The organism is Aeromicrobium sp. S22 (genome assembly GCF_009661045.1).
Lineage (GTDB): Bacteria > Actinomycetota > Actinomycetes > Propionibacteriales > Nocardioidaceae > Aeromicrobium > Aeromicrobium yanjiei.
Genome location: NZ_WJWV01000002.1, coordinates 678,640 through 691,481, shown reverse-complemented (window position 1 = coordinate 691,481; position 12,842 = coordinate 678,640). Strand labels below are relative to the sequence as shown.

Sequence of the window (12,842 nt, the reverse complement as noted above, 5' to 3'; positions counted from 1 at the left end):
GTGGGATCACCTCGTGGGATCAGAGCGGGGGAGTGCCTCGCTGGGCGTCGTACGCCTGCTGGCTGGCCTCGATCTGGGGATTGTGAGCGACCGCCCACTCCGCGAGGCGGACCGCGGGGTCGATCAACGTGCGTCCGGCATCGGTGAGCTCGTACTCCACCCGCGGAGGCACTTCGGCGAAGACGTCCCGGCTCACCAGACCGTCCCGTTCAAGGTTGCGCAGCGTGCGCGTCAGCATCCGCTGAGAGATGCCGGGGATGCGCTGGTGCAGCTCGGTGAACCGCATCCGGCCGTCCTCGAGGGTCGCAACGACCAGGAGGGTCCACTTGTCGGCGACCCGGCCGAGTATCCCGCGGATGGCTCGGCCGCCATCTCCTCGGATGAGGCAGGTCTTCTCGTACGTCGACATGTGTCTCCTCTCGCCTCCCGTTGTGGCCAAGGCACACGCATGTGCCTTTTGTGGACGCTATCTCGGTACCCAACAATGGCGCTACTTACCTTCAGTAACGAATGGAGTTGGACATGGAGATCGCCTACTGGATCGTCGCGGGTCTGCTCGCCCTGATGTACCTCTACTCGGGCGGCATAAAGCTGGTCCAGAGCCAGGAGAAGCTGGCGCCGATGATGGCCTGGGCGGGTACGGCGGTGCCGATGTCCGGCGTCCGTGCCATCGGGCTGCTCGAGGTCCTCGGCGCGGTCGGGCTGATCCTCCCCCCGCTGGTCGACGTCGTTCCGGTCCTCGCGCTGGTGGCGGCGATCGGATTGCTCGTCCTTCAACTGCTCGCAGGTCTCTTCCACCTCTCGCGGCACGAGACCAAGGACATCTGGCTCAACGTGACCCTCGTCGTCGCAGCGGCGGTAACCGTATGGCTGGCCACCGCGGTCTGGAGCTGAATCGCCGCAGCCGTGCGGGGGGATTCCGCCCACATAGACGCGCCGCGTGGGCAATTGACCGATGGCCAGACAAGCCAAGCCGCGGCTCAGCCCGGTTGAGGAACCCGGGTCAGCCGATGAGTCTTCCTCACGTTCTACCGACTCATTGGCCCGTGGCCTACGCGGTGGGTAGCTTGTTCGACTTCGTCCGATTGCAGCGCCAGCACAGGGTTTGCAAGTTCGTTACCTCCGACAAGCCTCCCTTGGAGACAGGGATGATGTGGTCGACCTCCAAAAGGAGGTTGGGCTCGACCGCGACGGAGGCTGCGCACTGTTGGCACGAGAAATGGTCGCGCTCCTTGATGAATCCACGGAGCTTTGCCGTCATCAACGCTCGCTGCCCTGCCGCGCTTTTGGCGAAGCGGATCTTCTCAGAGAGCAGCTCGATCAAAGCATCGATAGTCGGGGTATTAAGGGTCACGAGGGTTCGCTGAGAGCTGTTCCCGCCGGCGCTCACGTATTCAAACCGGTACTCCGGGTAGGGCACGGCTATGGGAGTGAGGTGGACACCGACCTGCTTCATGAACTCGTCCGAATAGTGCTTAAGGATGAACGCCGGTGGGTTGACGTTGATCGAGATGTCGTCCTCGCGTCGCTTGAGGTTCGCGACGGCGGCCTCCAGCCGGGAGACGCTTTCCCCAAGGCCCTCGACGTCCTCGAGCGTTGTTTCGGTCGGCCTGATGCTGAAGTATTTCGTCAGGTACTTCAACGGATCGGACGCGGCGTTCCGAACGACCTGGAGCGAGCAGTTATGCACATTCGAAGAAGCGTAGTCAGCGACGTTCCTGTCCCGCCGGTGTGCGTGGCGGCTGGTGTTCTCGAAGGTCGCCAAATGCGCTTGGGTGCCCGTGGACGATGCGCCGAGCTCAAAAGTCCCGCTTGTACGGATCTCAGTTGTGTAGGCGGCGACCTCGTTGTGCTCCTCAACTACGCCAGCGACTGCTTCCTTATGGGCGAGAAAACTCTCGCTCGCGAAGTATCGCTTCATTCGGAAGTGCCGGACGATTCGGGGCGATACTAAAGCCGCCGCTACGAGCAAGGAGATGTACCAGTATTGGATCATTAGTCCGAGGACGACCAAGACGGCAACGATCGCCAAGAGGTATTGCATCTTCACTCCTAGATCGCGCTTAAGTGAGGAGGTCTACTTCGCCGCCTCTCGGGCAAGCGACCATGACGCGCGGCGCAAACGCTACTGCGGATCATGACCGGTGGGGGCGTAACTGTCGAAGAAGGTCGGTTCCCGGCTTCTCATACCGCTGAGGATTCCTTCTAGCGAGGGACCAGCCTCTAAGTCGCAACCTTCTGCTTGGTCTGCAGGCTGTTGCGTCGCTGCCCGGCGAGTGGCCAGCAAACTGAGACGCTGTTGACTCGTCTGACCGGTCCAGCCGACCAAACTCCGTCTCCACCTAGGCCAGGGATCAACATTCCTCCGCTCCGTTCTGTCGGATGTCTCAGCTAGAACAGGAGTCAGAGCGGAGGGAGGTGAATGTGAATGGCGAAGAGTGGCGGAAAGCCCAGCAAGGGTGCGCTGTCCAAGGCAGGAAAGACACTGGCAGCTAACGGATCGTCAAAGCCTGCCAAGTCGAAGGCAGGTAAGACTCTCGGCAAGGGCTAGACGAGCCGCAATTGAGACCAGCGCTTGGCAGGGTGACGATGGTGGATATACCGCATGTCGCCCTGCCAAGTAGCGGCGCTGCCGCAACTCACGTTGCCTCCGCGGTGTTCACGTCATACCCCCGCGATCGGCGGGCACGGCTCCCTTTGGGGCTTCGCTCGATGAGTCGCAACATCCAAAGCAACTCAGGGCTCTCAATGACATCGCGAAGATGACGAACGATAGCGGCCCGTTTACTCCCGTAACGGTATGTCCGAGCCATAGACAGGGACTCCCTCATATCCGAAGTCGCGAAGCGCATCAGTCGCGATACCCGACCGTCGCTCGCGCCCGATCGGATCGTCTGGGCCACACGTGAGAGATCGGATCGGCAGAGCGTCTGGGGGGTCCGATGTCAACGAACTGAATCGCGGGGGCTCGGTGAAGGTTCTGGCCGCTCCGACGCTGATGTAAGGAACCAGGCCGGCAGGGCTCACGCGGTATTCTGTCTTAGTGGTTGGCAGACGGTCGAACAGCACTCGAACTTCGGCCTCCTCTATGAAGGCGGGGTGCTTGAGCCGGCAAGCAAGCATCGCGAGACTCACCATGACACCATCTCGTGTCATTTGGTCCTCTGGATCATGGAGGCTGGGCCACTCAAGCAAATTTGCGAAAGTCTCGTGTATGAGTTCGTTTTGGGAGTCCTCGGTGTAGAGAACGTCTTGCCATCCCTGCCCCACTCCAGACCGCGCTGGGTTCGAAACTAGGGATGCGCCGGTTGGATAAGTTACGTGCGACGGCGTCGGGACTTGCCCGAGGAACCCAGTCGCGAGTCCAACTGCATATCCGCCGTCAGAATAGTTGCGCCACAGACCCAACGAGTCTTCGTTGTGCGATGCCGAAAGCACGAACATCTCCCTGCTCAGCACGTCCTCCGATGCTGAGAGCACCAATTCACGCAGTGAATTGATCGCCTCGGGCCGAGAATCCGCGGTGTTTAGTCCCGGAAGCGCCTGCTGAATTCGGCTCAGCCCGTATTCGATCTCGGAGATGTCGTTGAGAGCTCGGAAGGAAGACGCCCAGAGCGTTCGAGTGGTGAGTATCCCTAGTAGGCCAGCGGCGCTCGTATAGTGGTATACCAATTTCCGTTCGGTCATTCGCGCGATGCGCTGGCTGCCCATAGTGCAACCCTAGCGATCGCCGCCCTGGGCTATGCGTACCCGAGACACCGGGCGCTTAACACCCAAATGATGAATCACTCGATCAAAACGGATCGAAGCGCCAACTAGTTGACTGACCTGCGTCAATCCCCCGCGAATGCCGCGCCCGACTGGATCCACTCAGTGGAGATGCGTTGGTTATCGAGGACGCCGGCCAGAGGCTGAACGATCTGATCTGGACATAGAGGGCGTGTACGTCAAACTCGACGGCGACAAGGCGATGGGTGCGTACGCATATGCAGTCATGGCTACCGATCAGACAGATGAACCCCGGCTCGTTGAAGGATCGGGGCTGGAGGAACGATGACCGCTGACGACGGTCTCGGCGAGTCATACCCAAACGGCGTTCGAGGACACGGTTGCTTGCCGTCTGCCCGTCTGCCCGTCTGCCCGTCCGGTCGAAGGTCGCGCAGGTGGTGTAACGACGCCGGGAACTGCTCCGTAAATCGGCTCCGTGAGCGTCTTGTGGCTGCTGAACCAATTCTCCTGCGGAATCCCTGCGGAATCTGACCACTTTCGGCCAACGGAAACAGCCCCCGATCCTGCGTATGCGCAGGTCAGGGGCTGTTTCAGTGTTCGGTTGAGACTCAGATGTCGTAGTACAGCTCGAACTCGTGCGGGTGCGGACGCAGCTGCACGGGCAGGATCTCCTCGGAGCGCTTGTAGTCGATCCACGTCTCGATCAGGTCGGGCGTGAAGACGTCGCCCGCCGTCAGGAACTCGTGGTCGGCCTCGAGGGAGTCGAGCACCGCGTTGAACGAGGTCGGCACCATGTCGATGGCGTCGTACTCCTCCGGCGGCAGCTCGTAGATGTTCTTGTCGATCGGGGCCGGCGGCTCGATCTTGTTCTTGATGCCGTCGAGTCCGGCCAGCAGCAGCGCCGAGAAGGCGAGGTACGGGTTGGCCGACGGGTCGGGGCAACGGAACTCGATGCGCTTGGCCTTGGGGTTCGAGCCGGTGATCGGGATACGGACGCATGCCGAGCGGTTGCGCGCGGAGTAGACGAGCGCGATCGGGGCCTCGAAGCCGGGGACCAGGCGGCGGTAGGAGTTGACCGACGGGTTCGTGAACGCCAGCAGCGACGGCGCGTGCTTGAGGATGCCGCCGATGTAGTGGCGCGCGAGATCGGACAGTCCGCCGTAGCCGGACTCGTCATAGAACAGCGGCTTGCCGTCGTTCCAGATCGACTGGTGCACGTGCATGCCCGAGCCGTTGTCGCCGAAGATCGGCTTCGGCATGAACGTGACGGTCTTGTCGTTGGCCCACGCGGTGTTGCGGACGATGTACTTGAACTTCATGACGTCGTCCGCGGCCTTGAGCAGCGTGTCGAACTTGTAGTTGATCTCGGCCTGGCCCGACGTGCCGACCTCGTGGTGACCGCGCTCGAGCACGAGTCCCGCGTTGGTCAGGTTGGTCATCATGTCGTTGCGCAGGTCGGCCGTCTTGTCGGTCGGCGCGACGGGGAAGTAGCCACCCTTGTAGCGGACCTGGTAGCCGCGGTTGTCGTCGATGCTGTCGCCCGTGGACCACGCGGCCTCGGAGGACTGGATCTCGTAGAACGACTTGTTGGCGCTCGTGCCGTAGTTGACGCGGTCGAAGATGTAGAACTCCGCCTCGGGCGCGAAGAAGGCGGTGTCACCGATGCCGGTGGTCGCGAGGTACGCCTCGGCCTTGCGGGCGATGTTGCGCGGATCACGCGAGTACGCCTCGCCGGTGATCGGGTCATGGACGAAGAAGTCCATGGCGATGGTCTTGCGCGCCTTGAACGGGTCGACGTACGCCGTCTTGACGTCGGGGAACAGGACCATGTCCGACTGGTCGATGGTCTGGAATCCACGAATGGACGAGCCGTCGAACGCGACACCGTTCGACACCATGTCCGCGTCGAACGTCGACGCGGGCAGGGTGACCTGCTGCTGAATGCCCGGAAGATCGGTGAAACGGACATCGAGATACTCGACGCCCTCGTCCTTGATGAACTTGAACAGCTCGTCGGCATTGCCGAACATGTGGCCTCCTCGACCGCGCAGCGGCCTTCGTTGTCGATAGCAGGTAAGTGCGTCACTGCACCGTACCCAGAAGGCTACGGGGGTGCAGTTTCCCATCGGTCTCGTGATTGTTTCGGGAATGTTACAAGTCCCCTCCGGGAGGGGAACGGGCCTTGCTCGGTAGGCTTCCCGGGTGGAGATTCCCTCGCTCGGTCGTCGTCTCGCAGCCCTGCTCATCGACTGGGTCGTGGCCGCTCTCAGTGCGGTTGCGCTGGCCGGCGTGAGCTATCCGCCGGCACCACTGGACGAGGACCCTAGCCAGACGTTCATCATCATCGCGTTCTTCGTCGCGGAGGTCGCGATCCTCGAAGGACTCGTGGGTCGCTCGATCGGCAAGCAGCTGCTGGGCCTGCGGGTCGAGGGCCGCACAGGCCTCCCCATCGGCATCCCGCGGGCGCTGCTGCGCACGCTGCTGCTCAGCATCGTCCTGCCGGCGATCGTGATGACCGACGACAAGCGGGGGCTGCACGACCTGGCCGCGGGGTCGCGGGTCGTACGGGTCTGACGCAGCGTCAGCCGCGCATCGCCTTGCGCTGGCCCTTCATGCTCGTCGGCACGGGGCCACGCGGCATGGGAGCGGCCGGACGCATCGCGTCGAGCGCCTTGAGCTTGTAGATCAGGTCGGTCATCTGGGCCGGCTTGATCTTCTTGGGCAGCTTGTTGATGTGCTTGACGAGCTTGGTGAGGGGAACCTGTCCCTCTTCCTTGCCCACGACGATGCCGGTGACCGGGACGTCCTCGCCGCCCACGCGGGCGTGCTTCTTGACCTCAGCGGCCAGCAGACCACGCACGGCGTTGGGGCTGCCCTCACCGACCAGGATGATGCCGGGGCGACCGACCACGCGGTGCACGACGTCCTGGTTCTTGTTGAACGCGATCGCGGGCTTGACCTCCCAGCCGCGGCGCAGCATCTGCAGCGCACCGGCGGCGGCTCCCCGCTGTCCCTCCACCTGGGCGTACGCAGCCTTCTCCGCACGCCGGCCGAAGACGATCAGCACACCAAGCACACCGATCAGCAGCGCGAACAGGATCGTGATGATCAGTCCGATCGTGCTGGTGCCGAACACCAGGTAGCCCAGCGCGCCGAACACGCCGGCCACCAGGATGAACGTCAGCAGAAGGATGAGACCGATCTTGCGGTCGCTCTTCTTGGTGATCGAGTAGGCCTGGCGCATCTGGCCGAGGCGACCCTTGGCGGGGGTGGGGGCGGTGTTGGACATGCCCACCAGTCTACGGCGCGAGGGTTGCGGCGCTCATTCCGCGTCCTGAGGCGACGGCCTGCTTGTAGAGGTTGCCCGCGCGGTAGGACGAACGGACCAGCGGCCCGGACATCACGCCGGCGAAGCCGATCTCGTCGGCCTCGGTCGCCAGCTCGACGAACTCCTCGGGCTTGACCCAGCGCTCGACGGGGTGGTGACGCTTGGACGGGCGCAGGTACTGGGTGATCGTGATCAGGTCACAGCCGGCCTCGTGCAGGTCGACCAGCGCCTGGGAGACCTCTTCGCGGGTCTCACCCATGCCCAGGATGAGGTTGGACTTGGTGACGAGCCCGAAGTCGCGCGCCTGGGTGATGACGTCGAGCGAGCGCTCGTAGCGGAACGCGGGGCGGATGCGCTTGAAGATGCGCGGGACGGTCTCGACGTTGTGGGCGAGCACCTCGGGGCGGGACTCGAAGACCTCCGCCAGCAGCTCGGGGACACCGTTGAAGTCGGGGATCAGGTTCTCGACGCCCGTGCCCGGGTTGAGCTCGTGGATCTTGCGGACGGTCTCGGCGTACAGCCACGCGCCGCCGTCGGGCTGGTCGTCGCGGGCGACGCCCGTGATCGTGGCGTAGCGCAGCTCCATCTTCTGGACGCTCTCGGCGACCCGGCGGGGCTCGTCGCGATCGATCGGGTCGGGCTTGCCGGTGTCGATCTGGCAGAAGTCGCAGCGACGGGTGCACTGCTCGCCGCCGATGAGGAAGGTGGCCTCGCGGTCCTCCCAGCACTCGAAGATGTTGGGACAGCCGGCTTCCTGGCAGACCGTGTGCAGGCCCTCGCCCTTGACCAGCTTCATGAGCTCGTTGTACTCGGGGCCCATCTTCGCGCGGGTCTTGATCCACGCGGGCTTCTTCTCGATGGGGGTCTCGGCGTTACGTACTTCGAGCCGCAACATCTTGCGTCCCTCGGGTGCGATGGTCACGCACGCAAGCGTACGCCTGTCACCCACATTGCCCTAGGCTCGGTCGCGTGCTGGATCTGGACCGCCGGTGGACGCGACCGAAGCCCACCTCCGAGGAGGTGCGGCGAGACCTGTGGGGAGGCGTCGCCGCCGCGATCGTGTCGATCGTGTCCGTCGAGGTCTGGCACAGCGGCTACGGCTCTCCGCTCGGCTGGAACGGGATCGAGGCCTACGTGCTGTTCGGCCTGGCCGGACTGCTGCTGGGACTGCGGCGACGTCTCCCGCTGGTGACGGTCCTGCTGGTGTCGGTCCTGTTCCTCGTGATCGTGGAGCGGCTTGAGGACTTCGGCACGATCTTCACGATCCAGCTCATCGAGTTCGTCGCCCTGTACTCGGCGTGGGCGTGGTCCCGCTCGCGGCGGGGTCTGTACGTGACGAGCGTCGTCGTGCTCGTCGCGATGTTCGGCTGGTTGACGTGGGAGATCGTCACGACGGATCTGCCGGACCGCCCGCAGGAGGGTCTCATCCCGCCGTACGTCGCGGCGATCGTCTACTCGGTCGGGATCAACATCGTGTATCTCTTCGGGGCGATGGCCTGGGGCCACGATGCGTGGCGCAGTGCGCGCCAGCGTGAGGAGATCGCCGAGGGGGCCGCCGCGGAGCGCCGTGCCCAGGACCGCGCCCAGGAGGCTGCGGTGCAGGCCGAACGCGTGCGCATCGCCCGCGACCTGCACGACGTGGTCGCGCACCACGTCAGCGGCATCGGCGTCCAGGCGGCCGGCATCAGCCGGATCCTGCAGAAGCAGCCCGACGACGCCCGCGCGGCTCTTGGTGTCATCGAGCGCTCGTCGCGGCAGGCGGTGCAGCAGATGCACCAGCTGGTCGGGCTGTTGCGCTCGGACCGCGACCAGGACGAGCGTGGCCCCCAGCCGGGTCTGGACGAGCTCCACATGCTCGCGACGACCGAATCGGGGCAGGGATCGACGCCGGCGATCACGTTCCGTCAGGTGGGGGAGTCGTTCGCGGTGCCACCCACTGTCGGCCTCTCGCTCTTTCGGATCGCCCAGGAGGCGGTCGCGAACATCCGTCGTCATGCCCGCGCCGTCAGAGGCGAGGTGGTGATGCGCTTCGGGCCGGCCCAGGACGAGCGGCCGGCGTGGGTCGAGGTCGAGGTGATCGACGACGGGGACGGTGCCGAGTGGCCCGAGCCGGTTGCGGCCTCCGGGGGATTCGGCCTGACCGGGATCCGCGAACGGGCGGCCATGCACGGCGGGCTGTGCGAGATCGGGCCGCGGCCCGAGGGTGGGTTCAGGGTGCGGGTCCGCATCCCGGTGACCGCATGAGCACGATCCGTGTGCTGGTCGCCGACGACCAGGAGCTCGTACGCACCGGGTTCCGGATGATCCTCGGGGTCGAGGACGATCTGGAGGTCGTGGGGGAGGCCGCCGACGGCGCAGCCGCGGTCGAGCGTGCGCGGGAGCTGTCGCCCGACGTGGTCCTCATGGACGTCCAGATGCCTCGCATGGACGGCATCGAGGCGACGCGCCGCGTCGTCGCCCAGATGCCCGGCTGTCGCGTGCTCATCCTGACGACGTTCGACGACGACGAGTATCTCTTCGCCGCCCTGCAGGCGGGGGCGAGCGGGTTCCTGCTCAAGAACTGCCCGCCTGACGATCTCGTCTCGGCGATCCGGGTCGTGGCGCAGGGCCACTCGCTGCTCGCGCCCGAGGTGACCCAGCGCGTCATCGCGAGGTCGACCGAGCGTGAGCGCGGGCCACGTCCGTCCGGCCTGGACGAGCTGACCGAGCGCGAGCGGGGGGTGCTGGTCGCGATGGGCCGCGGGCTCAGCAACGGCGAGATCGCCGCCGAGCTCTACGTGAGCGAGGCGACGGTCAAGTCGCACGTCTCACGCGTGCTGGCCAAGCTCGCCGTCCGTGACCGGGTCCAGGCCGTCATCGTCGCCCACGAGTCGGGACTGATGGAGTCGCCGGACGTCTGAGCCCTCCGTCTCGAGGACGAGCCGGGTTCATCCTCGCGGCCGATGCGTGCGGGAGCCGTCCGCTCATAGCGTGGAGTCATGTTGGACATCTCGCACCTCAGTCGGTCGTACGGCGATGCGCTCGTCGTCGACGACGTGACCTTTTCCGTCCGGCCGGGCCGCACGACAGGCTTCGTCGGGGCCAACGGCGCCGGGAAGACCACGACGATGCGCATGATCCTCGGCGTCCTGGCGCCGACGTCGGGGGAGGTGCTGTGGAACGGCGAGCCCATCTCGACCGGCCAGCGCCGCCGCTTCGGCTACATGCCCGAGGAGCGCGGGCTCTATCCCCGCATGAGGCTGACCGACCAGCTCGTGTTCCTTGCCCGGCTGCACGGCATCGAGCGGGCGGAGGCACGGCGTCGCGCACTGGAGCTGCTGGAGCACTTCGACCTGGCGGACCGCGCCGACGACATGCTCGACACCTTGTCCCTGGGCAACCAGCAGCGCGTGCAGATCGCCGCCGCCCTGATCCACCGCCCGGAGGCGCTGGTGCTCGACGAGCCGTTCAGCGGGCTCGACCCGGTCGCCGTCGATGCCATGGCAGAGCTGCTCGCGAAGGAGGCGGGCGACAAGCCGATGCTGTTCTCCAGCCACCAGCTCGACCTGGTCGAGCGCTTGTGCGACGACCTGGTGATCCTGTCCCACGGGCGCGTCGTCGCGGCGGGTCCGGTCGACGAGCTGCGCGGCAAGGGTGCCGATCGCTATCGCGTCGTCCTCGACGGGACCGATGCCGCCTGGATCCGGGACCTGCGCGGCATCCAGGTGCGTGACGTCGCCGGTCCGGTCGCTCTGGTCGACCTCGACGGGACCACCCCGGCAGACCTGCTCGCAACGGTCATCGCCCGCGAGCCGGTCGTCGAGTTCAGCCCCGTCCGCCAACCCCTCTCCGCGATCTTCAAGGAGGTCATCCGATGAGCACGCTGACCCGAGAGCCCGACCGCGGAGCGCGCGGCGCCTGGCGCGTCGTCGCCGAGCGCGAGGTCATGACCCGCGTGCGCGAGAAGTCGTTCCTGTACGGGGTGCTCGCGATGGCAGCCGGCATCGTCGCGCTGGTGGTGCTGACCTCGATCCTCGGCGGACGGCCCACCGATCACACCGTGGCGGTCGTGGACCGGCAGGGCGCGGACCTGGTGTCGTCCGCCTCCGATCTCGTGGACCGCGCGGACGACGGCTCGAACGCGACGGCACGCTCGTACGAGTCGGTGTCCGCGGCCGAGAAGGCCGTCCGCGACGACGACGTCGACGCCGCCCTGATCGCCACCGACGAGGGCTACGAGATCGTCGGCGACCGGGAGGTGGACCCCACGCTGTCGAGCGCTCTCACAGCCGTCGCGTCCGCCTCCGCACTGGCCGACAACGCTGCGGCCCAGGGCGTCGACCTCGACGAGCTGCAGCGCGGCTCGGCGGTCGCCGAGCGGTTGCTGGACCCCGACGGCGAGGACGCGGGGCCTCGCCAGGCGACTGCGTTCGTCTTCGTGCTGCTGTTCTACCTCACCGCCGTCATCTTCGGCATGAACATCGCGCAGAGCGTCGTGCAGGAGAAGGAGAGCCGGGTCGTGGAGATCCTGGCCGCCGCCGTGCCGATCCGGGCGATGCTGTGGGGCAAGATCGTCGGCAACACGGCCCTGGCCCTCGGGCAGATCGTGGTGCTCGCGGTCGTGGGCGTCGCGTCCCTCGCGCTGACAGGCGAGACCTCGGTCCTCTCCGCGATCGGCCCTGCCGTGGCCTGGTACGTGCTGTTCTTCGTGCTGGGGTTCGTCGCACTGGCGGGCCTGTGGGCGGTTGCCGGCTCGCTGGCGTCCCGGCAGGAGGACCTGCAGTCGACCACGATGCCCGGCCAGGTGATCTTGTTCGCGCCCTACATCCTGGCCGTGACGGCCGGCGCGAGCGTCAAGACAGTCGTGTCGATGCTGCCGGTGGTCTCCGCGATGATGATGCCCTCCCGGATGGCCGAGGGCGGCGTGCCCGCCTGGCAGGTCGGGGTGGCCCTTGCGGTCAATGTCCTCGGCGCCGTCGTGCTCGTACGCTTCGCGGCCCGACTCTACGAGCGCACGCTCATGCGCACCGATCGCAAGATCGGCTTCGGGGAGGCGCTGCGGCTCAGCGAATGACGGGGGAGCCCACGGGGACCCGTGGCCCGATCTCGACCTGCTCGGCGAGGTCGGGCGACGGCGAGTAGGGCTCCCACGCCAGCAGCTCGGCCAGGTGGGGGGCCACGGCGCGCGCGGTCTCGCGGACCGTGACGTCGCGGCCCACCTCTGCTGACAGCGAGGTGACGCCGGCGTCGGCGATGCCGCACGGCACGAATCGCTCGTAGAACGCGAGGTCGACGTCGGCGTTGAGCGAGAAGCCGTGCATCGTGACGCCGCGCGAGACCCGGATGCCGATCGCGCCGACCTTGCGCTCGGGTCGGACCCCAGAGGCCGCGACCCAGACGCCCGAGCGTCCCTGCACGCGCCCGGTCGTGACGCCCAGGTCGGCGGCAGCGCGGATCATGGCTTCCTCGACGCGCCGGACGTAGTCGACCACCAGGACGTGCGAGGGCAGCTTGGTGATCGGATAGCCCACGAGCTGGCCGGGGCCGTGGAAGGTGATCTTGCCGCCCCGATCGACGTCGACGACCGGGGTGCCGTCGAACGGCCGCTCGTGCGGCTCGGTGCGGCGTCCCGCGGTGTAGACCGGGGGGTGCTCGAGGAACATCGCGGTGTCGCCGATCTCGTCCGCGACGCGCTGCGCGTGGAGGCTGCGCTGGATCTCCCAGGCATCCTCGTAGTCGATCGCGTTGGCGCCGTACCAGTCGTCGAGGATCTCGATCGTCGTCACCCGCCCAGACTATCCCCGCC

General features: G+C 66.1%; 13 protein-coding genes. 6 read left to right on the top strand and 7 right to left on the bottom strand.

From position 1 onward, the window contains the following. Positions 1 to 19: 19 nt before the first annotated feature. Positions 20 to 409 carry a helix-turn-helix domain-containing protein gene (locus GEV27_RS11950; protein WP_153652313.1) on the bottom strand — a complete coding sequence of 130 codons (390 nt, stop codon included), beginning with the start codon at positions 407 to 409 and terminating at the stop codon, positions 20 to 22. A gap of 113 nt (positions 410 to 522) precedes the next feature. On the opposite strand from GEV27_RS11950, the gene GEV27_RS11945 reads away from it, so the two are divergent. Further along, complete coding sequence (locus GEV27_RS11945; protein ID WP_153652314.1) at positions 523 to 894, top strand: DoxX family protein; 372 nt, start codon at positions 523 to 525, stop codon at positions 892 to 894. A gap of 157 nt (positions 895 to 1,051) precedes the next feature. Here the strand turns inward: GEV27_RS11945 and GEV27_RS11940 are convergent, their stop codons facing one another. The 3 genes from GEV27_RS11940 to glnA form a co-directional block, all read right to left on the bottom strand. Then, entirely contained in the window at positions 1,052 to 2,044 is a 993-nt protein-coding gene (locus tag GEV27_RS11940) for an HNH endonuclease (protein ID WP_228765156.1), read from the bottom strand. 740 nt (positions 2,045 to 2,784) lie between these two features. Continuing rightward, positions 2,785 to 3,444 (bottom strand): DUF2971 domain-containing protein, encoded by a 660-nt coding sequence (locus GEV27_RS18320; RefSeq protein ID WP_375335592.1) that lies wholly within the window; start codon positions 3,442 to 3,444, stop codon positions 2,785 to 2,787. An 893-nt stretch (positions 3,445 to 4,337) separates the two neighbouring features. Next, a complete protein-coding gene (gene glnA, locus GEV27_RS11930) occupies positions 4,338 to 5,759 on the bottom strand; it encodes a type I glutamate--ammonia ligase (RefSeq protein ID WP_153652321.1) in 1,422 nt (473 codons plus the stop codon). Between the two features lie 172 nt (positions 5,760 to 5,931). Between glnA and GEV27_RS11925 the strand changes: the two genes are divergently transcribed. Continuing rightward, the gene (locus GEV27_RS11925; RefSeq protein WP_153652322.1) at positions 5,932 to 6,303 is read left to right on the top strand and encodes an RDD family protein; all 372 of its coding nucleotides are present in this window, start codon (positions 5,932 to 5,934) and stop codon (positions 6,301 to 6,303) included. 7 nt (positions 6,304 to 6,310) lie between these two features. Here the strand turns inward: GEV27_RS11925 and GEV27_RS11920 are convergent, their stop codons facing one another. Further along, complete coding sequence (locus GEV27_RS11920) at positions 6,311 to 7,018, bottom strand: DUF4191 domain-containing protein (RefSeq protein WP_153652323.1); 708 nt, start codon at positions 7,016 to 7,018, stop codon at positions 6,311 to 6,313. A 10-nt stretch (positions 7,019 to 7,028) separates the two neighbouring features. Beyond that, positions 7,029 to 7,952 carry a lipoyl synthase gene (gene lipA, locus GEV27_RS11915; protein ID WP_153911892.1) on the bottom strand — a complete coding sequence of 308 codons (924 nt, stop codon included), beginning with the start codon at positions 7,950 to 7,952 and terminating at the stop codon, positions 7,029 to 7,031. 74 nt (positions 7,953 to 8,026) lie between these two features. Between lipA and GEV27_RS11910 the strand changes: the two genes are divergently transcribed. The 4 genes from GEV27_RS11910 (at position 8,027) to GEV27_RS11895 (ending at position 12,110) form a co-directional block, all read left to right on the top strand. Then, positions 8,027 to 9,301, top strand: a complete 1,275-nt coding sequence (locus GEV27_RS11910; protein WP_153911509.1) for a sensor histidine kinase — start codon at positions 8,027 to 8,029, stop codon at positions 9,299 to 9,301. After that, positions 9,298 to 9,957 carry a response regulator transcription factor gene (locus GEV27_RS11905; protein ID WP_153934413.1) on the top strand — a complete coding sequence of 220 codons (660 nt, stop codon included), beginning with the start codon at positions 9,298 to 9,300 and terminating at the stop codon, positions 9,955 to 9,957. Before GEV27_RS11910 ends, GEV27_RS11905 begins: the two co-directional genes overlap by 4 nt. Positions 9,958 to 10,035: 78 nt before the next feature. Next, on the top strand, positions 10,036 to 10,914 hold the full coding sequence (locus GEV27_RS11900; protein WP_153934411.1) for an ABC transporter ATP-binding protein: 879 nt from the start codon (positions 10,036 to 10,038) through the stop codon (positions 10,912 to 10,914). Next, entirely contained in the window at positions 10,911 to 12,110 is a 1,200-nt protein-coding gene (locus GEV27_RS11895; RefSeq protein WP_153911508.1) for an ABC transporter permease, read from the top strand. The genes GEV27_RS11900 and GEV27_RS11895 overlap by 4 nt, the downstream gene beginning before the upstream one ends. Here the strand turns inward: GEV27_RS11895 and lipB are convergent. Continuing rightward, positions 12,100 to 12,822: a lipoyl(octanoyl) transferase LipB gene (lipB, locus tag GEV27_RS11890; RefSeq protein ID WP_309222208.1), complete on the bottom strand. Its 723-nt coding sequence runs from the start codon at positions 12,820 to 12,822 to the stop codon at positions 12,100 to 12,102. The two genes, GEV27_RS11895 and lipB, sit on opposite strands and share 11 nt — an antisense overlap. Positions 12,823 to 12,842 lie beyond the last annotated feature (20 nt).

Excerpts from the sequence above, each read along its gene's own strand:
- GEV27_RS11950 (WP_153652313.1), bottom strand. The coding sequence starts at position 409 with ATGTCGACGTACGAGAAGACCTGCCTCATCCGAGGAGATGGCGGCCGA.
- GEV27_RS11945 (WP_153652314.1), top strand. The coding sequence starts at position 523 with ATGGAGATCGCCTACTGGATCGTCGCGGGTCTGCTCGCCCTGATGTAC.
- GEV27_RS11940 (WP_228765156.1), bottom strand. The coding sequence starts at position 2,044 with ATGCAATACCTCTTGGCGATCGTTGCCGTCTTGGTCGTCCTCGGACTA.
- GEV27_RS18320 (WP_375335592.1), bottom strand. The coding sequence starts at position 3,444 with ATGTTCGTGCTTTCGGCATCGCACAACGAAGACTCGTTGGGTCTGTGG.
- glnA (WP_153652321.1), bottom strand. The coding sequence starts at position 5,759 with ATGTTCGGCAATGCCGACGAGCTGTTCAAGTTCATCAAGGACGAGGGC.
- GEV27_RS11920 (WP_153652323.1), bottom strand. The coding sequence starts at position 7,018 with ATGTCCAACACCGCCCCCACCCCCGCCAAGGGTCGCCTCGGCCAGATG.
- lipA (WP_153911892.1), bottom strand. The coding sequence starts at position 7,952 with ATGTTGCGGCTCGAAGTACGTAACGCCGAGACCCCCATCGAGAAGAAG.
- GEV27_RS11905 (WP_153934413.1), top strand. The coding sequence starts at position 9,298 with ATGAGCACGATCCGTGTGCTGGTCGCCGACGACCAGGAGCTCGTACGC.
- GEV27_RS11900 (WP_153934411.1), top strand. The coding sequence starts at position 10,036 with ATGTTGGACATCTCGCACCTCAGTCGGTCGTACGGCGATGCGCTCGTC.
- GEV27_RS11895 (WP_153911508.1), top strand. The coding sequence starts at position 10,911 with ATGAGCACGCTGACCCGAGAGCCCGACCGCGGAGCGCGCGGCGCCTGG.